This is a genomic window from Aquimarina algiphila, from assembly GCF_007489275.1.
Taxonomy (GTDB): domain Bacteria; phylum Bacteroidota; class Bacteroidia; order Flavobacteriales; family Flavobacteriaceae; genus Aquimarina; species Aquimarina algiphila.
This window is the reverse complement of sequence record NZ_VLNR01000039.1, coordinates 39434-62906: the sequence shown is the minus strand read 5'-3', so window position 1 is coordinate 62906 and position 23473 is coordinate 39434. Positions and strand designations below refer to the sequence as shown.

At 32.9% G+C, this 23473-nt stretch carries 19 protein-coding genes; 14 read left to right on the top strand and 5 right to left on the bottom strand.

What is annotated here, in order from left to right; translation table 11 throughout:
- Window positions 1-221 precede the first annotated feature (221 nt).
- The 3 genes from FOF46_RS17835 (at window position 222) to FOF46_RS17825 (ending at window position 7453) form a co-directional block, all read left to right on the top strand.
- Window positions 222-4019 carry a T9SS type A sorting domain-containing protein gene (locus tag FOF46_RS17835; RefSeq protein WP_143917399.1) on the top strand — a complete coding sequence of 1266 codons (3798 nt, stop codon included), beginning with the start codon at window positions 222-224 and terminating at the stop codon, window positions 4017-4019.
- Window positions 4019-4762, top strand: a complete 744-nt coding sequence (locus FOF46_RS17830) for a hypothetical protein (RefSeq protein ID WP_109434948.1) — start codon at window positions 4019-4021, stop codon at window positions 4760-4762. The genes FOF46_RS17835 and FOF46_RS17830 overlap by 1 nt, the downstream gene beginning before the upstream one ends.
- Before the next feature lie 312 nt (window positions 4763-5074).
- Window positions 5075-7453, top strand: coding sequence for a TonB-dependent receptor domain-containing protein (locus FOF46_RS17825; RefSeq protein WP_143917398.1), 2379 nt, complete (start codon window positions 5075-5077; stop codon window positions 7451-7453).
- Here FOF46_RS17825 and FOF46_RS17820 read toward each other — a convergent pair.
- Window positions 7450-7899: an Lrp/AsnC family transcriptional regulator gene (locus tag FOF46_RS17820; RefSeq protein WP_143917397.1), complete on the bottom strand. Its 450-nt coding sequence runs from the start codon at window positions 7897-7899 to the stop codon at window positions 7450-7452. The two genes, FOF46_RS17825 and FOF46_RS17820, sit on opposite strands and share 4 nt — an antisense overlap.
- A 128-nt stretch (window positions 7900-8027) precedes the next feature.
- On the opposite strand from FOF46_RS17820, the gene FOF46_RS17815 reads away from it, so the two are divergent.
- The 4 genes from FOF46_RS17815 (at window position 8028) to FOF46_RS17800 (ending at window position 10909) form a co-directional block, all read left to right on the top strand.
- Complete coding sequence (locus FOF46_RS17815) at window positions 8028-8663, top strand: LysE family translocator (protein WP_143917396.1); 636 nt, start codon at window positions 8028-8030, stop codon at window positions 8661-8663.
- Window positions 8664-8671: 8 nt separating this feature from the next.
- Window positions 8672-9178, top strand: coding sequence for a GNAT family N-acetyltransferase (locus FOF46_RS17810; protein WP_143917395.1), 507 nt, complete (start codon window positions 8672-8674; stop codon window positions 9176-9178).
- 100 nt (window positions 9179-9278) lie between these two features.
- On the top strand, window positions 9279-10424 hold the full coding sequence (locus FOF46_RS17805) for a PQQ-dependent sugar dehydrogenase (protein ID WP_143917394.1): 1146 nt from the start codon (window positions 9279-9281) through the stop codon (window positions 10422-10424).
- 233 nt (window positions 10425-10657) lie between these two features.
- On the top strand, window positions 10658-10909 hold the full coding sequence (locus FOF46_RS17800) for a hypothetical protein (RefSeq protein ID WP_143917393.1): 252 nt from the start codon (window positions 10658-10660) through the stop codon (window positions 10907-10909).
- A gap of 49 nt (window positions 10910-10958) precedes the next feature.
- On the opposite strand, the gene FOF46_RS17795 is transcribed toward FOF46_RS17800, so the two are convergent.
- Genes FOF46_RS17795 through FOF46_RS17785 form a run of 3 tightly spaced genes read right to left on the bottom strand, consistent with a single transcriptional unit; the run spans window position 10959 to window position 13416 of the window.
- Complete coding sequence (locus FOF46_RS17795) at window positions 10959-11786, bottom strand: DMT family transporter (protein ID WP_244299647.1); 828 nt, start codon at window positions 11784-11786, stop codon at window positions 10959-10961.
- A 20-nt stretch (window positions 11787-11806) separates the two neighbouring features.
- Window positions 11807-13093, bottom strand: a complete 1287-nt coding sequence (locus tag FOF46_RS17790) for a type II toxin-antitoxin system HipA family toxin (RefSeq protein WP_143917392.1) — start codon at window positions 13091-13093, stop codon at window positions 11807-11809.
- The gene (locus FOF46_RS17785) at window positions 13087-13416 is read right to left on the bottom strand and encodes a helix-turn-helix transcriptional regulator (RefSeq protein WP_109434939.1); all 330 of its coding nucleotides are present in this window, start codon (window positions 13414-13416) and stop codon (window positions 13087-13089) included. The genes FOF46_RS17790 and FOF46_RS17785 overlap by 7 nt, the downstream gene beginning before the upstream one ends.
- A 372-nt stretch (window positions 13417-13788) precedes the next feature.
- Between FOF46_RS17785 and FOF46_RS17780 the strand changes: the two genes are divergently transcribed.
- From FOF46_RS17780 to FOF46_RS17770, 3 genes are all read left to right on the top strand, one after another.
- Entirely contained in the window at window positions 13789-14076 is a 288-nt protein-coding gene (locus FOF46_RS17780) for a hypothetical protein (protein ID WP_143917391.1), read from the top strand.
- Between the two features lie 77 nt (window positions 14077-14153).
- Complete coding sequence (locus tag FOF46_RS17775) at window positions 14154-15767, top strand: FAD-binding protein (protein ID WP_143917390.1); 1614 nt, start codon at window positions 14154-14156, stop codon at window positions 15765-15767.
- Between the two features lie 148 nt (window positions 15768-15915).
- Window positions 15916-16881, top strand: coding sequence for a carboxypeptidase-like regulatory domain-containing protein (locus tag FOF46_RS17770; RefSeq protein WP_143917389.1), 966 nt, complete (start codon window positions 15916-15918; stop codon window positions 16879-16881).
- A 37-nt stretch (window positions 16882-16918) separates the two neighbouring features.
- Here the strand turns inward: FOF46_RS17770 and FOF46_RS17765 are convergent, their stop codons facing one another.
- Complete coding sequence (locus FOF46_RS17765) at window positions 16919-18634, bottom strand: SulP family inorganic anion transporter (protein ID WP_262713259.1); 1716 nt, start codon at window positions 18632-18634, stop codon at window positions 16919-16921.
- Between the two features lie 144 nt (window positions 18635-18778).
- Here FOF46_RS17765 and FOF46_RS17760 point away from each other — a divergent pair, with 144 nt between their 5' ends.
- The 4 genes from FOF46_RS17760 to FOF46_RS17745 all read left to right on the top strand — a co-directional run bounded on the left by FOF46_RS17760 (window position 18779) and on the right by FOF46_RS17745 (window position 23382).
- The gene (locus FOF46_RS17760; RefSeq protein WP_143917387.1) at window positions 18779-19534 is read left to right on the top strand and encodes a sulfite exporter TauE/SafE family protein; all 756 of its coding nucleotides are present in this window, start codon (window positions 18779-18781) and stop codon (window positions 19532-19534) included.
- Between the two features lie 180 nt (window positions 19535-19714).
- Window positions 19715-20512: an MBL fold metallo-hydrolase gene (locus tag FOF46_RS17755; protein ID WP_143917386.1), complete on the top strand. Its 798-nt coding sequence runs from the start codon at window positions 19715-19717 to the stop codon at window positions 20510-20512.
- 54 nt (window positions 20513-20566) lie between these two features.
- Window positions 20567-21988 (top strand): M16 family metallopeptidase, encoded by a 1422-nt coding sequence (locus FOF46_RS17750; RefSeq protein ID WP_143917385.1) that lies wholly within the window; start codon window positions 20567-20569, stop codon window positions 21986-21988.
- Window positions 21985-23382, top strand: coding sequence for a M16 family metallopeptidase (locus FOF46_RS17745; RefSeq protein ID WP_109434932.1), 1398 nt, complete (start codon window positions 21985-21987; stop codon window positions 23380-23382). The genes FOF46_RS17750 and FOF46_RS17745 overlap by 4 nt, the downstream gene beginning before the upstream one ends.
- The last annotated feature ends 91 nt before the right edge of the window (window positions 23383-23473 follow it).

The following is a 23473-nucleotide window of genomic DNA, read 5'->3' as shown; positions in this document are numbered from 1 at the left end:
AGAACCGAAATTAACTCGACTCAATTTACATTGGCACAATTCGAACTGTAAAAAGTGGCACAGTTTGAACTGAAATTACTGGCACTATAGCTCCGAAATCAGTGGCACAAATCAAACCGAATTATCCAATATGAGGCAGGTATTTGTTGATTTGTTGTATTTGTTATATTAATTATTTGGTAAAATTGTTAGTAATATTCACAAACTTAAAAACAAAATGTATGAATAATTTTTGCAAAAAAATCTTAATATTCATCTTCATACTAAATACACTTAATCTTTTTTCTCAAACAGTTAACGTTTCAATAGATCTGGAAAAGCAACGTTTTTTAGGCGAAGAATCAAATCTTGATCGATCTAAATATTTTAATCTCCACAATGCAAGTGAAGAGCCTACTTTTCCTAATTTTCTAAGAAATAATAATTTTGGATTCGGTCGTCGTTTTTTTGATCCTCATTCTGATCGAAGTTTTGTAAATCCTGTAGGAAATTATCCAAATACCCCTCCTACTTCTGATGGTATCGTAAGACCCGTTAGAAGGTTTATAGCGACTAGTAATCCAAAAAATTCCTGGAAAGCGGACTCAGACCCGGTTACCGGAGCCTTATCTGCAGCAAGATATTTTGTTGATGAAGTCGATAATCAAAACAGACCAGAATATTGGGAGCCGTTTAATGAGCCTTTTATTAAAGCTAACAATTTTATTGGACCAAGCGCACCTACAGGTCAAGCTGTAGTAAGAAAAATGAGTGAATGGTTTCGTGATATGGCCAAAGGTATTCATGATACGCCCGAGTTAGCTAAAATGAAAGTAATAGGATTCTCTAGTGCTTTTCCGTCTTATGCAAGGAGAGATTTTTCTGAAACCTGGCAAAATCATATGAAACTTTTTATAGATGTAGCTGGATCAGAAATAGACGCACTTTCTGTCCATCCTTATGATGGAGTTAATCAAATTGGACAATCCAATGGAAGATCAGGAAGTAATTCTGAAGCCATACTAGATTTGTTAGAAGCATATACAAATGAGACTTTGGGTGCTCCAAAAAAACTAGCCATAACAGAGTTTGGTGTTATCGAACGAGGATTTCCTCCGGGTCCTGCTCCAGGCTTTTATAACGAATCAGCTTCTGCAATTACTATAAATGGCTTAAATAGTATGTTGTTTAATTTTTTTGAAAGACAGGATAATATCGAAATCTGTATCCCTTTTATAACTGGTAGAGCAGATTTTTGGTATCAAGATTTTATGCAAGACGGTGGGGATGGAACGGTAAGACCATATACACCAGCTTATTTACGTCCTACAGAATTACTAGATACTCCAGATCCACAAACCGGTTTGCGTAGAAATAATGAATTTGTATTAACATTTAAAGAAAATTTCTTTAAATTTTGGAAAGATCTTAAAGGAGATCGAGCAAAAATCACAAGTGATAACCTTGATGTTCAGGTTCAAGCATTTGTTGATGGGAATAAGGCATATGTGATCTTGAATAACCTGGATAGTAATGAAAAAACGGTAAATTTAGATTTTCTTGGTAACCCAGGTACAGTTCTCAACGTAAACACTTCTTTCTTGGTTATAGATGGCCAAAACACACCTATTTACGAATCAGGCACAAATAGTAATTCTATACCTTCTAATGTTACACTAAGAGTGGGAGAAACCCGAATGTTTAAGATTATCTACGATTCACCGGTACAATTTACAAGTAGTATTGTAAGGAAAAAATACTATGCTACTTCTAATCAAGCTTCTATGGATAAAGCACCAACAGTGGTCATAACTGCTAATCAAGCAAAGACTTTTACCTTAGAGAATATTGTTAAAGGCGCTTCGGGTAATGCAACCCTACGTCTTGGTGTGGGTATTCCATTAACTACAGGTGTTGGTAGTACAACACCAACTAATTTAGATCGATTACCAAGTCAAGTTACTTTTAATGGAACATCACTACCCATTCCTTCGAACTGGAAAGGTTATGATCAAACCGGGCGTATCGACTTTTTTGGGGTTATCGAGTTAGATGTCCCCCATTCTATAATTAACAATGGTACAAATACAGTTACGGTTACGTATGCAAAAGCGGGAGGAAGAATTGCTTCGGTTATCCTATCATTAGAAACAGACGAAGCGGCTTGTACTCCTACAACCCTTTATGCAGACGAAGATGGCGATGGTTTAGGAAATCCTGCTGTCACTATACAAAGTTGTGGTCCTGTAAATGGTTTTGTTGACAATAATAATGATCAATGTATTGATGATGTAGAAAACCTTTGTATAGCAGCTGAAATTCCTGGAATTATACAAGCCGAAGAATATACAGATAGTAATGGAGTCAATATAAATGGAAACGTAATTGATGCTATCAATGATGGAGATTCTTCTACATATAATACAAATGTTATAATTCCTGGTAGTTTTGATATTTCAGTAAGAGCTAGTACCCCGTCCGGTGGTGGTGGTGTGGTTACAATATTTAATGGTACAGATCAACTTGCTACAATTAACATAACCGATACGGGAGGTCTTTCTACTTTTCAGGATTTTCAGAGTACTATTACAATTAGTAAACCTCGTTTGAATAGACTTCGTTTTGAATATAGCGGTGCTACGGGTATTGATTTGTTTACCATTGATTCTTTTGAATTTACAACTAATGAAGCTTTTGTTCGATATGACACTCCTGAGTCCAATAATATTGCTTTAACTATAGGAGATACTCAAACTTCTTTTTCTATTGATGTAAATTATGCAACACTTAAATCAACCCAATCTGTTGATCTAAATCTTAGAACAGGATCAACAGGCGTAACTGGTGGTTTTGCTTCTATTCGTCCTGGTGCTGTTATCACAACTACAGGTACTCTTAATGTAAATCTAAGTGGTCCTTTACCTATTGGAGAATACGAAATGCTGATTTTTATTAACTCACCGGGAGATGACCCTCAATTTTTTGGCGGTCCATCTCCTCAACTAAAACTTAAAGTAATCGGACCTCCAATAGCAGGTAACGATCAGAGTACTAATAATAATCCTGGTAATGTGTTCGTTAACATTTTAGATAATGATACCGATAGTAGTGGAGCTACTCTGGCATCTAACAATGTTACCGTAGATTTGGATCCCAACACAGTAGCTATTGAAAATACGTTAAGTGCTGGCTTTTTGGGGGATTGGCGATACGATCCATCATCAGGAGGTATATTATTTATTCCAAATTCAACATTTTCTGTAAATCCTCCTGCTATTACCTACAAGGTCACAGAAACAGGAACAGGTCTAAGTGATACCGCTACAGTTACTGTCACTTATGCAGAATTTACTTTGGCTGATTTTACAGTTAAGAATATTGGAGAGTCCTGTGCTTCTGAAAATAATGGAAGGATCGAAATTTCTACTCAAACAATCGGAGATTATTCCTACCAACTCAATGGTTCATCTAAAGTAAATTTCACAGGGGAAACTGCAATTGAAAACTTAGATGCAGGCAGTTATAATCTTGTCATCACAGATAATAATTCTCAAGACATACTTAATTTTGATCTGGTTATATCTGAACCGGAAAAATTAGAAACAAAAACAAAAGTTTTGGAATCTGATAAACTAGTAGTTTTAGAACTTTCGGGAAGTGATACCTATAAAATTAACCTTAATGGTAATACGTTCACAACTGAAGAAAATAAGCTAACATTACCTTTAGAAAATGGTACTAATACTATAGAGGTCGTTGGTAAAAAAGAATGTCAGGGTAAATTCACCCAAAAAATTATAATTGGAAATAGCGTTATCGCATATCCAAACCCCGTACAAGACAATCTTACAATAAAAACAAATACTACTGATAATACAAATATTAAAATATTTGATATTTCCGGAAAATTATTGATCTCACAATCTTCTGTTTCCGCAAGCGGTATTTATCAAGTAAATGTACAGGATTTAGCCTCTGGTATATATTTTGTAAGTGTGAATGCTACGGATTTATCATCAACGTTTAAAATTATTAAATAATGAAAAAGATATTTATATATATATTTTCCAGTATAGTATTAGTTGCTTGTAGTTCTGATGACAATCCTGCTCCTCAACCCGAACCACCTGTTGTCGTTTCACCACCTACAGCAGCTAGTTTAGTCTTTCCTGAAAATAATTCATTATGTACAGAAGCCAAAAACTTAACAGGAAATCCTGGAGAGGCCAATAGAACGTATACCATAAGTTTCCGTTGGACAGGTGTTGTAGATAACATATATGAGATTTCACTTACAAATGAAGCGGATAATACAGTACGAAATGAAAGTATTACTGCAACAACCACTGATGTAGTTTTGGATATTGATGGGATAATCCCCGGAGCAAAATACAACTGGCAAGTGGTTGCTTCTAAAAGTGGAACAACAGAAACCGCAGAATCCAATGAGCAAACATTTACTGCAGCTGGAATCGCTGAAATATCTTTTGCGCCTAACCCTGCAACAGCAAATAACCCAAAACAAAACGCTGCTTTAGCTGCAACTACATCAGTAACATTAGACTGGACAGGTAAAGACGATGACAATGATATTAGAGAATATGATGTTTATTTTGGAGAGGATAATCCTCCTGCAACTAAAATTGAAACAACGATAGATAACACTATAACCACCAAAGATGTTACAGTTGCTTCAAACAAACTATATTTCTGGAGAATTATTACTCGAGATGAGGCTGGAAATGAATCTAGCTCGGCAATCTTTAAATTTGCAGTTCAATAAAAAATTCAAAAATTCTTTCAAAAGGCTACTTTAACGGGTAGCCTTTTATTTTTTTAGAGCTTACTATATTGTTTTAAATAGGTTTTAATTCTAAATCTTCTTTAATACTAAATTTTAAAAACATACTACCCTCCCCTACTAAACTCTGCAATAACAACTCACAATCAAGTAATTACAAAAAGTCGAACGTTTGTTTGTAAAAAGTCGAACTCATTTTTTACTATAAAAATGGTTCGATTATTTTAATCGGTCGCATACCCAATATCCAAAAATGATATTTGTCTCATCATAATCTAAAAACATAAAACTATAATGAGACCATTCTTTATTTTATTCTTCTTTTTAATTCCAATACTAAGCTTTTCTCAATACGATATAACAGGAAAAGTAATGAATGAAAAAGAACCCATACCATTTGCTAATGTAATTTTAACTCAGGAAGATGGCAATATAGTCAATGGGGGCATTACCGATGAGGACGGTAACTTTAGTATAACAGCAAAAAAAGGAAATTACAAGCTAATCATAAGTTTTATAGGATATGTTGATATGAATCAGGATATAGAACTCTTTGATACCATTAATTTAGGAACCATAACCCTTACTGATAGTACAACCAGTTTGGACGAAGTAGTTATAAAAACTACAAAAAAGGTTATTGAACGCAAACCAGATCGTCTAATTTTTAATGTTGAAAATAGTATTGCCGCTAGTGGCGGAGATGCTATGGATGCACTAAGAGTAGCTCCTGGTATCGCATTACAAAACAATGCTATTACTATGATAGGAAGAGGTGAATCCCGAGTAATGATTGATGGTAGACTTTTGCAACTATCAGGAGAAGAATTAGTAGATTTCTTGGCTTCTATAGCTGCAGATGATATCAAGAAAATAGAAATTATTACCAATCCACCCGCTCAATATGAAGCTGCCGGAAATGGTGGACTTATTAACATTGTATATAAAAGAGGAGCTCGTAATTCATGGAAAAATAATACTTCTCTAGCTTATAATCAGAATAAGTATCAATTTACCACCCTACGCAACAACTTTTTTTATAATAAAAACCGATTGCGATTCTCATTAAGTACTAATGGAACTCTTGGAAACAGAAGAGAAGATGAAGAAATAGACGTATTATATCCAGATGGGCAATGGTTATCAGATGCAAATGTAAAAGCCCGTAGAGATAATATTTCTGGCCGTTTATCGATAGATTATGACATCACAGAAAAAACAACTATTGGAGCACAATATCTTGGAAACTATAGCACTCCAGATTATGACATATTAGCCAATACTCAAATCTTCAATGCAACTAACCAAATAGACTCTACACTCATTAATAATAGCTTTTCTGGTAGAAGTATAAATAGTCATCTTTATAATGTACACATGACTACCAAATTAGACACTTTGGATAGAAAAATATCTTTTGACCTTGACTACTTTGACTATGATAATAAATTAAAACAAAATGATTTGGTAAATAGTTTTTCTCCAAACGGTGATTTTATCGGAATCAATCTACAATCACAAAATTTGGGAAATCAACGTATAGATAATGTTAGTTTTAAAGTAGATGTAGAGCATCCTTTTTCAAATATCAATATTAATTATGGTGGTAAAATTAGCTTTATAAAAACAATAAATGATCTACAAAACCTTACAATACAATCTGCAGCTCCTTTGTTTAATCCAAATTCATCTAATGAGTTTGAATATACAGAAAAGATACAGGCAGCATATATAAACGGATCAAAAAAGATAGGTGATCATTGGGAGTTTCAGGCTGGCTTAAGATTAGAAAATACAGATACAGAAGGGTTTTCTAAAACTTTAAATCAAAAAAACACCAATCAATATTTAAAATTATTCCCTACTGCTTATATATCGTATCAAAAAAATGATAATCATACATTTTCTTTTAATTATGGAAAACGAATTAATCGTCCTAGTTTCAGAAATCTGAATCCATTTAGAATCTACATCAATAGTAATGCCTTCTCTGAAGGGAATCCGTTCTTACAACCTTCATTTACTGATAATTTTGAATTTAATCATACCTATAAAGGTAAATTAACTACAAACGCATTTCTTAATATTAGATCTGATGGTTTCGGAACCATATTTAGTGCAGATGAAGAAACCGAAGTTCAATCGATTATTAGAGAAAATTATTATACGAATTATAATTGGGGAATTGGAGAAATATATTCATTTGATACACTTTCCTGGTGGAAAAGTCAAAATCAAATATATCTATTAGGAAGTAAAACAGTTGTTGATGACAATGTAGTAGGTGTACCACAAAATGGTACTCAGTTATATTTTGCAACAAATAACACATTTTCACTAAGTAAAAACACAAAGTTACAAGCTAATTTTTGGTATAGGTCACCGAGTAAGTTTGTCCTGTTTGATATTAGTGAATCCTATAGTTTTGATTTGGCTATAAAGCACAGCATGTTTAAAGATAAGTTACAGTTATCTTTAGCATTAAATGACATTTTTGATAAAGCAAATGATGGAAAACTAACTTCTATAGTAAATAATGTAGAAACTGTTTATGCTCAAAATTACAGCACTCGTTTTGCAAGAATATCAATCTCCTATAGTTTTGGAAATTCTAAAATCAAAAACAAGCAACGTAATTTTGGAAATGATGAAGAAAGAAGAAGGAGTAACTAATTTATACTCCTTCTTATTGGTTCATTTTTTAATAGTTCATTAAGGATTAACAGGGTTGTCGGATCACCATGTCTTGACAAGCGATTAACAACTTCTTCCAGATGATTACTATTCTTTACATGAAATTTCATAATCAAACAATCTTTACCGGTGACTCTAGTACATTCTACCATTTCAGGATACTCATGACTAAGGTCATTGGTAAAAGATTCAAAATTAATTCTATTTACACTCATCATAATAATTACAGATAAGGACCATCCTAATTTATCAGGAGCTACCTGCGCGGTGTAACCAGTAATTACTTCTGTTTCCTCCATGCGTTGTACTCGTTCTGCAATAGCTGAAGGAGAAAGCCCAACTACTCTTCCTATTTGAGCAAAAGACATACGTGCATTTTCTTGTAATAATTCCAAAATTTTCCAATCTAAATCGTCTTTTACCATAATCAATAGTTTATGCTTATTAAATCCCTATATATCGTGGAAAAAACAAATATATACCATTGATTCAACTTTATAATTTATTTAGTAAACTATAATTTTGATGTATTAATCATAACTATTTAAATATTATGTTTGGCATTCTTAATTTTAGCACTTTCATTTTAGCAGGAATACTCCTTAATCTCACTCCCGGCGCTGATACCATGTACATTTTAGGCCGTAGTATATCACAAGGTAAAAAATCTGGAATTGTATCTGTACTTGGGATTTCTTCTGGAGCTTTGTTACATTGTATTTTTGCTGCTTTGGGATTATCTTTAGTATTAGCAAAATCTGCAATTGCTTTTAACACTGTCAAATATGTGGGAGCTGCATATCTATTATATCTTGGTATTAAATCATTAGTATCTAAATCTTCACAAAAGGTGACAATAACAGAAAAAAACAAGGTAGTACAAAACTATCTAAAAATATACCTATCAGGTGTAATGACAAATCTCCTAAATCCAAAAGTTGCTCTTTTCTTTTTAGCTTTTTTACCTCAATTCATCGATCCTAACTATACAACAAATGCTTTACCTTTTCTGATTTTGGGATTGACTTTTGTTGCTACTGGTACAATCTGGTGTTTACTATTAGCTTTATTTTCGGTAAAACTCGCTAACAAAATAAAAAGCAACAACAAGATACAGATCTGGTTAGATAAATCTATTGGTATCTTATTCATTTTCCTGGGAATTCGATTAGCTTTAAGCAAAAAATAAGAACAACAATGAATATCCAAAATTCTACTTTAGATGATATCTCAGTGATATTAAAATTATATGGTTATGCCACCTCTTATCAAATTCGTATGGGTGCTATCCCGTGGCCAAAGTTTGAAAAGGAAATGATTCAAAAAGAAATTGATGCAAAACAACAATGGAAAATCGTAATCGACAATCAAATTGCCTGTATTTGGATGACTACTTTTGATGACCCCTATATTTGGGAAGAAAGAAATGAAGACCCATCAGTATACATTCATCGTATTGCTACAAACCCAGCTTTTAGAGGATATCATTTTGTTAAAAACATTATTAGCTGGGCATGCGCTTATGCCAAAGAACACAGAAAATCTTTTATTCGAATGGATACAGCTGGTCATAATGACAAATTGATATCTTATTATACAAAATGTGGTTTTACTTTTCTCGGACCAAATACACTTAAAAACACAAAAGAATTACCTGAACATTATAAAAATGCACCTATTAATCTTTTTGAAATGAAAGTATAAACTTAATTTAATAATTATACTAAAACTGCGTAGTGTATAAAATAAAATCCAAAACTATTGGTTATTAACACATAGTACTTCCTTACTTAAAAAAAATACTATGAAAACAATATTCAAATTTATTGGTATTGCACTATTTTCATCTCTATTTTTTTACTGTTCTAGTGATGATAATAGCACATCAAACCCTGATCCTGATCCAGATGGTGAAGAACCTACTGAGGCTACTACAACCTTAATAAGTACGTTAAGTATTCCTTGGGAATTAGTATGGGGTCCAGATGATTTTCTTTGGGTAACAGAACGAAATGGTAAAATAAGTAGAATACATCCTGATACAGGAGAACAACAAGAGGTATTAATTATTAGCAATGTAGCTCAAGTTCAGGAAAGTGGATTACTAGGTATGGTTCATCATCCAAATTTTGACACCAATCCATATGTTTATGTAGTATACACCTATAATGGTTCCAGCGGATTATTAGAGCGATTGGTTCGATTTACATTTGATAATAATACATTATCAGATGAGACTATATTATTAGATCAAATTCCGGCAAATTCTATTCATAACGGATCTCGTTTACTTATAACTTCAGATTTACACCTTCTTATGACTACTGGTGATGCTGGAAATACAGATCTTTCTCAGAATATGAATTCTCTTGGAGGTAAAATTTTAAGATTAAATCTGGACGGCACTATCCCTGTAGATAATCCTTTTACAGGGAGTTATGTATATAGTTATGGGCATAGAAACCCTCAAGGACTTACATTTCATCCTAATGGCGGTTTATACAGTTCTGAGCACGGCCCAAATTCTGATGATGAAATCAATCAAATTATATCAGGAAAAAATTATGGTTGGCCAGAAGTAAAAGGAGTTATTGATACTCCAAGTGAACAATCATTTGCAGCAGGGACAGAAGTAATAGAATCTATTTTTAACTGGACTCCAACAATAGCACCTTCTGATCTTATATTCTATACAAGTGATCGAATTCCTGAATGGACCAATAAGTTTTTAATGACAGTTTTAAAAGATCAAAGGATAATTGCACTCACATTAAATGGAGATGGAACCTCTATTACACAAGAGGAGATATTTTTTAACAGGGAGTTTGGGCGTTTACGAGATATAGCGGTCTCTCCAACCGGAAGAGTTTTTATTGCAACTAACGGGAACTCATATGGAGATACTAGTGCGACACATCGCATTATAGAAATTAATAGGATCGAACCTTAATTTTCTAAAATAATAACTCCTATACCAAAAAAACAATATCTGCAACTATCCAATAGGATATATTGCCTGTATTAATATAATACAAAGACAACAGTACAAACTAAAAGCTCACTAATTAACCAATTACTCTAACTACATTTTACTGTTTTTCAAGTTTTTACCGGTAAAAACTTGCATATATTACGGTTTTTCCGTAAATTTAAATCACCCTAAATTTATAAAATTGATAGCTTATGCGCAAAATTACCATGGAGCAACAATTCAATGCTCGTCACTTAGATCTCAAATACAGAGATATTTGGGATAAAGGAATCCACCTCTTTAGTGTAAACGATAGAAATCGTGATTTTTATTATTCCATTTTTTATGTAGACTTATTATTTGTAGAAGTAATTTATAATAAAATTAATGGAGAAATTCTTACAATCAAAAGTTTTAGTGATAAAGGAAAATTAATGTTTTATCTTAGAGAAGATTTCTCTTGATGATCATCAGGAGAAATTATCTAATTTAATATATATAGTATTGTTATAATTACCTACGATAACAGATATTGAGTATTAATCCGGTAATCACCAATAATGTCCCAACAATACTAAATAGAGGATACGCATCACTAAACCAGAATACTCCCGCAATCATAGTAAAAATAACTTCTACATATTTAAGGGACACTACCCTATTGGTTGCTTGTGATTGGAAAGCTTTAGTCATGAATAATTGTCCAAAATATCCAAACACTCCAAGGCTAAGCAGTAATACCCATTCGAGACCTACTGGTGTTGTCCATTTAAATATAGATAGGATACCTCCTACTATAATTGAGATCCACATAAAGTAATTCACTATAACTACCGGATGATCTCCCTGACCTATTTTATTAATCAGTACATAAACTACTCCACTAAAAACTGCAGATCCTAAGATCAATAAGAATCCTAAAGAATCGATATTAGGATCAAACCCCTTTATCATTAACACTCCTATAAACGCCATCAGAAAAAATAACCACTGTAATGATTTTACTTTCTCTTTTAGAAAAAACACAGCAAGAATAGTAGCAAAAATAGGAGATAAATATCGTAACGAAACTGCTGAACCTATGGGTAGATAACTAACAGACATAAAAAACAATCCCATAGAAGTCACTCCGGCTAACCCTCTATATATCAATAATTTCTTTTGATTCCCCAAAATAGGGATCTTATGCCATAACAAGTAACTTGTTGTAAAGAACAATGATCCAAAAGCTCTAAACAGTACTAATTGCCCCCCTCCAAAATGTGCTAAATACTTTATAAATAGATTCATTACTGTAAAACATACAGCACTAAGTAACATGAAGTATATAGCTTTTTTCATCGAGGCGTCAAATATACATACTATAGCCTTAATCGAAATACCTTCTTTAATTTATCTGCTTGAGATTGCGGAATCCCTGATTTTTTTGCATAAAAATCCCAATTTGATAATACTTCAATCACTCTTTGTATGGTATCTTTATGATTCTTATAACTAATCTTATCCCCCACTGACGTTAAATCTTTCATTGTAAAATCATCTCGCTTACCATTTGCTGACATCTGATGCATACTGGTCCATATCCCCATAGGATTATAAGAATATGTTATATCATATGCAGGAGAAAGCCTCCATTCCCCTTGTTTATTCATCAAGAAAGAAATATTCTTAGTATGATCATCCTGATTACGAGAAATAATATTGAATACCATTCTTTTATATAGTTGAATGGCGTCGGTATGAGGTAATCGCAATTGACGCATCACCTCAAAAGCATTTTCATAAGAATAGGTTCCGGGAGACTTATAATCAAAATGTGCTATTGAGCATAATGTCTGCATATGCACTTTTTCATTATGATCAAGACGATCAAAACGTTTCGTCATAAAATGAGCTCTATCATGCTCTTCAAAGAGCAAGGAATGCTCCATATCGATTCCACAATCGATCGCCATAAGATAATATGCATACTCAATTCTACCATATCCCTGAGGATCCCCAAGAGAAGCATCATTTACTCCATCAAATTTGAAGATATAATGATCAAATCCATCAGGAGCTTTTGCTTGTCCAGAACGTATTTCATTTGTTTTTGGATTATAGGCAATTATGGCTTTTGCTCTTTGCCCTCCTGCAGAAGTCCCAACTTTGATTAACTCATTAAGATGTTCGGTTTCAGAAAGGTTAAGTGTTAATTTTTCTCTTGTATTTAGCACCTTTTCGGCTAATTCTGTAAGTTTATCAACTTCTAGTGTTGTTGTTTGCGCCTGACCAATACTTTTTGCTGGCTGAAATTCTAAAGCTCCCATTCCTCTTTTACCAATGTAACACAGTCGATCTAACGGTGTAAATTCTGATTTAGGAATATTATTAAGTATTAACCATTGATCAATTAAGCGGTTTCCAAAGTCATCTGGTAATACATCTGATAACATTCCTGGTAATCCTTTATACGTTTCCTGATTTAAATTAGGAAAACTATATATTTTCTTAGCAGAAGATCGTATCGGCATATGTATTGGTGATACATCCAGGTTTTTATTTAAAAATGAAGAAAAGAATTCGAAAGAAGCAAAATTCTTAGTACTATCCCAACTTAATGCTCCTAATTCTTCCCCCCAAAGTGTAATTTTAATAACATCTACCATGATGGATCTTCATTTTGATTTTTAGAACTACGTGATGCTCGCTCCCGCTCTTTGCCTTTAAGTTTTAATAATGCTATTGGACTGATTCCTGGATCTGGGAACAATGTATGTAATGCATCCAAATCACCAAACGCTCTTAATATTTGTATAAAGGTTAACAAAGTAGTCGTTTTACCTGATTCAAAATTTTTAATCGTTTGCACATGTACTCCTGCTCTTTTTGAAAGCTCTTCTTGAGTAATATTAAGATTAAGTCTTCTCTGTTTTACCCTTTGGGTTAACTGAGTTAAAATTTGTTCGTCTGAAAGATTATTTATATCCATAGCCTAACTTTAAATTAAAGTATATAAAAATATACCTTAAATACTTTTTTATATTTATTATGTATAACTTAATATACTTTTAAAGCAACATATACACAAATATACATAAAGTACACTACTATATACCTAGATATTTATAACATATTTTAAAGTATATAAAAATATACTTTAAAATATGTTATAAATATTCTTTTGAAATCCAAAAACAAAACACACTATTATTAACCAAAAAAACAGGTAAATCCCCCTATTATATTGTTTAAAATATCGTTAATTTTAATATTTTACCGGTATACCCCACTATATCGTCTGATTGCCTAAATACTAAAAGGCATGATAAAACATTCTATTCAATTACAAAGCACTTGCATTATGCTAGCAATAATACTTTGCTGCTCAAGTTGCATGACAACAAAAGTTGTAAGTATCTACGATAACGACTCTGTAGTAAAAAACACCAAAACAACATGGAGTTTTGCCTGGGGACTAGTATCTCCCAAAGATATTGACGCCGATTGCGAAACTAAACGAATGAGCTCAGCTACTAACTCCACTAACATAGGACACATCTTATTATCCGCCATCACATTAGGGATTGTAGTACCACAAACTATAGAATGGGAATGCGCTCCGCCAGATCCAGGTATTGAGGAGTTATAACACTCAACACCCTACTTTACCTAATTGTACTTAGGTAAAAAGCATCAAATACACATAAAAATATAAAAAACAGTATCATGGTACTACCAAAAGGCATTGAAATACTTCCTATTCAGAAATGGGAAAATAAACATCAAAACTTCACGCAAAAACTCACTCCAAATGCTTCTTTTAAGGTTCGTAACGATAACGCCCTTGCAAAAGGAACTGATAGATATATCGCTACCACTAAAAACTTACAATGGTTGATTGGACATGCAACCGACAACAATACACGATTAAGAGCAATGGGGAGTGGATGGTCATTTTCTAAAGTTGCCGTATCAGAAGGGGGCATTTTAGACACTAAATCATTACGCCTCAATTTTTCTGTCAGCAAACCTAATATTTCCAACACATATTTAAATAAAGGAGGATCAGCGGATAATTTATTCTTTGCACAATGCGGGGTATCCATGCTTCAACTTAACTCAAAATTAGAAAAAGAAAAACGACCAAATCGATCTATAAAAGCATCCGGTGCCAGTAATGGACAAACTGTAGCTGGAGCTCTATCCACAGGAACACACGGAGCCGCTTTTAATGTTGGATCAATTCAGGATTTTGTAACAGGAATACACCTAATTGTAAGTAAAGACAGACATGTGTGGTTAGAACGCGATTCTAATCCTGTTGTATCAGATAAATTTATAAATTGGTTAGGAGCAGAACTGATTAGAGATGACACTATGTTTAACGCCGCACTAGTAAGTTTTGGTAGTTTCGGAATTATACATGGCATTATGATAGAAACAGAACCTAAGTTCTTGTTAGAAGAACATCGAATAGAAGGAATAGCATATGATAACAATTTAAAAAACACGATGAAAACATTAGACTTTTCATCAATAAACAACACCCTCCCCTTTCCCCAATTCTCACCAGACCGAGAATTGTATCATTTTGAAGTAATTATCAATCCTTATGATTTTGAACCTAATAACACAGAAAAAGGAGTGTTCTTAAAAGCATCATACAAACGTAGCTATAGAGAGAATTACATTAGAAGAACTACTGATGACAAAGGACTTACCTATGGTGATGATTTATTAGGTCTTATACAAACAGTAATGGACAGTCTTGGGGGATTATCAGTTTTATTAGTTCCCAAACTGGTAAACATATTATTTCCTTTAGCATACAAAGAAGTCCCTCCAATAGAAGGCACAATAGGAGAAACGTTTAGTAACACAAAATTTAGAGGTAAAGTAGCGAGTGCAGCTCTTGGTATTGACATTAAAGATAGTGTACGTGTTGTAGAAGAAATTCTTAACATTATTGAAAACGGAGATCCTTTTCCTGGAGGAATATCATTACGTTATGTAAAAGGAACAAAAGCCTTATTAGGCTTTACAAAGTTTACAAAAACCTGTGTACTAGAATTAGACGGAGTAGATGCTGATGTTACTCGTAAATTCTATGAAAAGGTATGGAATCGATTAGAAGCTATAAACATACCATACACATTACACTGGGGGAAAATTAATTTTAATTTAAACTTTCAACGAATTCAAAATATGTATGGATCTGCAACAGTACAACACTGGATCGACACACGTAATGAATTATTAAGCCCAGAGGCAATGCAAGTGTTTACTAATGGTTTTATCGAGCGATGTGGTCTTGATAAAAAAATTGGAGCTATTGTTTAAATAAAAGAATTTAAATTATTAAAAAATAGATAGTTATGTTTAAAAAAATAAACAATAAAACTTAAACCTGTATTTATACTCTTTGGCATGATAATAGCTTATTATAAATATATTTTATTATTTTAGATTTTTAATCCCCAATCACACAATGAAAAAGCTATTCCCCCTACTATTGCTTTTTTTAGCTCAAATAGTCTGCTCTCAGACCTATACTGTGCTGGATTCTGTGCAAAAGACCCCCATATCTTATGCCACAATATCTTTTGGCAATGGTAATGGTACTTTTGCAGATGCAGATGGTCGCTTTCAGTTTTCTAAAAAATGGTATTCTGATATTGACTCCTTATACATTTCTGCAGTAGGACATAAAGAAAAAACCATATCCACCACATCCTTAGATAAATACATACTCTTAGTTGAAGATATAGCTGAACTAAAAGAAGTGTATATTACTGCAGAAAAGAAAAGAAAATACAAAACAAAGAAGATTGCTTCAGAAGTACATAACGACTATTTTAAAAGTTGGCTCCCCACTGTAGAATCAGAAATTGCAGTTTTCTTTCCTAGAAATTCAGAAAAATCTACAAAAATTGCTTCTGTATACCTCCCGATTAAAACAGAGTCATCCAATAGAAATTCTAATAGTACTGGATCATTCTCTACATTATTTAAGATGCAATTCTATGAAAATGACAATGGTTTTCCCGGGAAAAGATTATCCTATGAGGATATTATATTTAAGGTTACAGATAAAGACAAATCTAATTTTGAACTGAACGTTTCAGAACATAGGGTTTTCGTACCCAAAGAAGGCTTTTTTGTATCTATACAGGTACTTGGCTATGCTGATACTAAAGGAAAGCTCCAACAAACAAAAAAATATAGCGAGATCGAAACCAGAAAAGGCATTGTAAAGGTTTCTACTACTTTTAGGCCATTACTCCCTTTTACCGATAAGATTAGCGGTTACAAAACTTTTACAAGAAGAATATTCTTTAAAAATAGAGCCTGGCAACGTTTTGATAAAGAATATAGCAATAATAATAATCTTATCAAAAATAACAACACTAATTATGGAATGGGTCTAAAATTACATTTATACGAAGATAATTAACTTATAAAATTTAGACTTAAAAAAACACTTTACACTTCTAATCAAGAAAAGATCTTCGTTTTTGATTAAATTGTACTGCAGCTTCATGAATATCTTCATGCTCCATTCTATTCTCGGCATAATCAACAGCGTTTGAGATTGTAAGGTAATAATAATCCTTCCCCAATTTATCAGTAAATCCTGACCTCTTTAGAAAATCTCTTACTGGACCAATCGTTCCAACCATTAATAGTTGTATATCAAGATCTTCCAAATACTGATGAATATCCTCCAAAACGTGTAAACCTGTACTATCAATATCATGCATGTTTGTATTATCCAGGATTAAAAATTTTGGATGCACATCACGATGTGACACATATTTAAAAATAGTATCCTTGAAATATCCTGAGTTCCCAAAATACAACTGATTATCAAATCTAATAATTAAATATTCCTTAGACTGAACAGCATCAGGAAATCTATTAATATTACGATAATACATAGTCCCTGGAATATTTACCAATTCTGCTATATGAGGACGAGCACTATAATATTGAAGGAAAACAAAAGACAGAAGCACTCCAATAAAAATCCCATTCTCTACCCCAAAAATTAAAGTTCCTAAAAAAGTTATAATCATTACAATAAAGTCTCGTCTCCTTAAACTAAAAAGATATTTAGCCTCACTGTAATTGATTAACCCAAATACAGATACAAGAATAATTGCAGCAAGAGTAGATTTTGGAATATAATAGAAAAACGAAGTAAGAAACAACAATGAAAGTATAACCATTATTGCGGCAATAATAGAGGACACCGTAGTCTTCGCTCCTGCTTCATCATTAATTGCCGTTCTACTATAACTTCCCGATGAAGGAACTGCCTGAAAGAATGCTCCAATTACCTTTGCTATTCCTAAAGCCAATAGCTCCTGATTAGGGCGTATAATATGATCCCTATTTTTCATCTCCATAGATTTAGCAATACCAATACTGCCAACATATCCAATAAAAGTAACTGTAAGCACCGTAGGGATTAAAGTAACCATAGTATCATAATTCATCTCTGGAATACTAAAAGATGGTAAGCCACTAGGGACATCTTGAATAATCGCCAGTCCTTTTTCTTTTAGATTGAAAACATAGGTTAACAGGGTTGTAATAACAAGTACCGTAAGTGCTCCTGGAAAAGAACGCTTCCACTTCTTCAGTATTACAATTACGGTAATCGAACCAATACAGATTGCTAAAGTGATCCAATTTACATTAGAAAAATGACCTATGACATACCCAATAGTCTGATGTGTATATTTATAATCTGGAATAGTCATTCCTAAACCTTCTTCTAACTGAGAAACAATTATAATTATGGCCGCAGCAGAGATAAAACCAGAAATAACCGGCTGAGAAATAAGATTCACCAAAAACCCCATTCTCAATACACTCATAATAATCTGTAACACACCAATGAGAAAACCTGTAAACAGAACTAAGGAAATAAATTTATCTGAAAAAGGGTCAGCTAACTGACTAACTCCGCTCATCACCAAAATGGCAGTAACGGCTACAGGGCCTATACTTAATTGTCTTGACGTCCCAAAGAAAGCATATAGCAGTAATGGAACCAAACAAGCATATAGCCCATAAATAGCAGGGACACCCATTAATAATGCATATGCAATAGCTTGAGGTATCAATATTACTCCAACTGTAATACCTGCTAAGATATCTGATTTAAGAATAGCACTATTGTATTCTTTTTTTTTAAAGATTAGAAGAAACGGAATTATTTTTTGTAGTGTTTTGACTTTTTATTAAAATTTTAGTTGATACCGTAAATCTACAATAGTTTGAGAAGTTATCCCTATTTTTGAATATAAACTATCTTACATTTTCTTATATATTCATAAAAATAGATGAACGAAACTTTACTTCTTCTCCTTCTTGCTGTTATTGGATTTGTAGCTGGAGTTATTAACACCATAGCAGGAGGAGGTTCATTACTCACGCTACCTATGCTCATTTTTATGGGACTCCCTCCTGCTGTAGCCAATGGTACAAACCGCATCGGTATTTTTATTCAATGTATTACCTCAGTGGCTGGTTTTAAGAGCAAAGGAATCAAACCTACAGTTTTTGGAGTTTATCTTGGTATATCTGCTTTGATTGGATCAATCATTGGAGCACAGATAGCGGTAGATATAAAAGGAGACAGCTTCAATAAAATACTAGCTATTGTAATGGTAATAGTAGTCTTTTTTATGGTGTTCAAACCTAAAGTTAATCTTAAAAACCTGGCAGAAAGAACAGAAGGTAAATACCTATGGCTATCTATTATTGTCTTTTTCTTTATAGGAATTTACGGAGGATTTATTCAAGCTGGTGTTGGAATATTTATCTTATTAGCCTTGACCTCTATCAATTATTTAAGTTTAGTTAAATCCAATGCTGTCAAAGTATTAGTTGTTTTCATTTATACAGTAGGAGCGCTTGCTATTTTTATTTACAATCAACAGATCGATTATTTATACGGTATTATCCTTGCTTTTGGTAACGCTACAGGAGGTTGGATTGCAAGCAGGTGGTCAGTTAAAAAAGGAGATGGTTTAGTAAAGGTTTTCTTAGTGATCATGGTTATCGCAATGGCAATAAAATTATGGATAGATAGTTAACTCAAAAACGTAGCACATATTTAAAAGATATCTAGTTTTTATTTCCCAATATCACAACTTGTTATACTAAATCTAGTTTGAGAATCATTTTTATAATAGCAACACAACATTATAAATCTCCCATATCTCAAGCATTATTCTTATCTTTTAAATCTAAAAAAACACAAAAATCATCATCTCATGAAACTTTCCCCCTTTTATATCACGTTTATTTGTTTTCTATTTTTAAACTGTAAATCTCAAAAAAAAGAGGATATTGAAGTTACTAATGAAACTGTTACTGAAATACCTGAAGAGATTCCGAAAAAACCAATAAGCGATATTACTATTGATCCAATCATCCATGCGACAGCTATTCTTGAATGGAAAGAAAAAACAATTTATATCGATCCAACAGGAGGCGCCAAAGCTTTTAAAGGTAAAAAAACTCCAAACCTAGTACTTATTACAGATATCCATGGAGATCATATGAATATTGACACTTTAGACAGCTTGGATTTATCGAATGCAGAACTCATAGTACCTCAAGCTGTAGCAGAGAAACTTCCTGCACAATATACCGATCAATTGATAATCCTTAACAATGGAGAAACAAAAGAAATACAAGGAATTTCAATTGAAGCGATACCCATGTATAACCTACGAGAAGAAGCTTTAAAATTTCATAATAAAGGAAGAGGCAATGGATATGTAATTACCTTAGGAAAAAAACGGTTGTACTTCTCTGGAGATACTGAGGATATTCCTGAGATGAGAAATTTAAAATATATAGACATATCCTTTATATCCATGAATTTACCATATACAATGACCGTTGAAAGTGCAGCTGATGCAGTGCTCGAATTCAAACCTAAACAAGTATATCCATATCACTATAGAGGAACAGAAGGATTAAGTGATGTAAAAAAATTCAAGGAACTAATAGCCAAAGATTCAACTATAGAAGTAGTACAATTGGATTGGTATCCAAAAATATAGAATTAAAATAAAATCAAAATTATCACGCAATATTCATCTTAATCTATTCAAAAAATGAAGTTTACATTAAAAACAGTCTTTCTTTTTTGCCTATTTATAAATATCATAGGGTGTAAAAAGGAAAAAGAAGAACCTAACATCGACACAACAGAAAAGACTTCAGAAGTGGTTTCTGAGTTTAAAGTTCCTGTTGAATATTACAAATTAGACAACGGTCTTAAGGTAATACTTTCACAAGATAAAACCTCTCCAACTGCAATAGTTGCTGTGTATTATAATATAGGGTTTAGAAATGAACCAAAGGACAGAACTGGATTTGCACATCTTTTTGAACATATGATGTTTCAGGGATCAGAAAACCTTGGTAAAATGGAATTCATTCAATTGGTTCAAAAAAATGGTGGAATTTTAAACGGTTCTACCCGATTTGATTTTACTAACTATTTTGAAATTGTGCCTTCTCATAAGTTAGAAACTATGTTATGGGCTGAAGCCGATCGAATGAAAGGTTTAGCAATAACACAAGATAATCTAACCAATCAACAAGGTGTTGTGAAAAATGAAGTTAAAGTAAATGTACTTAACCAACCCTATGGAGGTTTTCCTTGGTTAGATATGCCGCAATATGCAAATACAAATTGGTATAATGCCCATAACTTTTATGGAGATTTAAAAGATTTAGATGCAGCTAATCTTGAAGATGTAGATAAATTTTTTAAAACTTTTTATGCTCCTAATAATGCCGCAATATCTGTAGTTGGAGATTTTGACACCGAACAGGTAAAAAATTGGATTCAAAAATACTTTGGAAATCTTTCTGCTTCTGAATTACCAGATACACCTGATATTTCAGAACCAAGACAAGAAGAACAAAAAGAATTTACAAAAGACGATCCTTTAGCAAACAAACCTGCAATAGCATTAGCATATCATATGCCTGACCGTAATACTCCTGAATATTATGCGATGGGATTAATAGATCAAATATTGGTTCAAGGTGACAATGCATTATTAGTCCAAAAGTTAGAAAATGAAAAAGGATACACTTCTAGTGTTGCAGGAGGCATTAATTATCTTGGAAACATGTTTAACTATAAAGGTCCAATGCTTTGGATGTATAATTTCACTTACGATAATGAAACATCTCGAGATGATATATTAGTATCAATAGAAGAAGTAATGACAGAAATAAGTAAAGGGGTTTCCCAAGAAATGATCGATAGTGCTATTATAAAAATGCGTTCGAAACTATATGATGACTTAGGTGGTACTTTTGGACTAGGAAGAGCGGATTTATTATGCAGCTTTGCCTTATTTGATGACGATCCCAATAGAATAAACAGTATAGAAGAAGAATTCAAAAAGGTAACTCCAGAACTGATAACAAAAACTATCAAAGAATATTTAAGACCTACCAATCGGACCATTTTAACAGTAAATCCTCTTTTAACTAACGCTGAAAACACAAAATCATGAAAAAGACTCTCTCAATAATAACGGCAGTACTTCTAACCGTGACTATAACTTTTAGCCAAGAAAAGGAAAAGGAAAAACCACCTATTGGTAGTGCTCCGAAGAATTTTGTGCTACCAAAAAAAGAAACAATAACTTTAGAAAACGGATTAAAACTGGTAATGATTCCTTATGGTGCAATTCCAAAAGCTACCATTGCTGTAAGCATTAAGTCAGGAAATATTCACGAGAAGAAAGATCAAGTATGGTTATCAGATCTTATGGCTGACCTCCTCAAAGAAGGATCTACTTCTATGAATGCAAAGGAAATAGCTAATAAAATGGCAGAAATGGGTGGTAATTTAGATGTCTCTGTTCGACCTCATAACACAAATTTAAATACTTCTGTTTTATTCGAATTTGCACCTGATGCAATACACCTGATTGGTGATATTCTTAAAAATCCAAAATGGCCTGAGACAGAAATTGAACGATTAAAAAACGATATGAAACGTAATTTAACTGTTGCTCTATCAAGACCACAAGCGCAAGCTAATAAAGAGTTTTTTGGAAGACTATATCCTGACCACCCCTATGGACAATCATATTCAACAAATACAATAATTGATTCTTTTTCTATTGAAGATGTTAAAAACTTCTATACAGAAAACTATGGAGCACAACGCACTACGGTCTATATTGCAGGTAGGTTCGATAAAAACAAAGTAAAAGAAGCAGTTGAAAAAGCCCTTGGAGACTGGAGAAAAGGCCCTGAGTCTAATTATCCTGTAGCGCAGGCAAAAACTGATCCTTCAGTACAGATAATTGACAGACCTGACGCACCCCAGTCGACTATTTACTACGGATTACCGGTTGTTGGCCCTTCAGACCCTGATTTTATATCATTAGAAGTTACAAACTCCTTATTAGGAGGATCTTTTGGTTCCAGAATAACAAGTAACATACGAGAAGATAAAGGATACACGTATTCACCCAGAAGTACAATATCAGCTAATTACAAAAGCGGAATTTGGTATGAATCGGCAGACGTAACCACTACACATACTGGGGCTTCTATACAAGAAATCAATAAAGAAATTATACGACTTCAAAAAGAAGCTCCTTCTGTAGAAGAACTTGACGGAATTAAAAACTATGAATCGGGGATTTTTGTACTTAGAAACTCCACCCCACAAGGAATCATTAATCAATTATCATTTTTAGATAGACACGATTTAGATGAGTCTTACTTAAAAGATCGAGTAAAAAACATACAAAGTGTTACTCCAGAAAAAGTTGTGGAAATGACAAAAAAGTATATTAATCCTGATAAAATGACATTAATAATAGTTGGTGATAAAAAGAAAGTACAGCAACAAGTGCAAGAGGTTATAAAACCTGAGTCATTAAAACAATAACACCTTAAAAAAAGAGACAATCAAAAAGGTCTGCTCTGGAGCAGACCTTTTTGATTTAGATATTATGAAGGTTTCAAAATCGATCAATAAT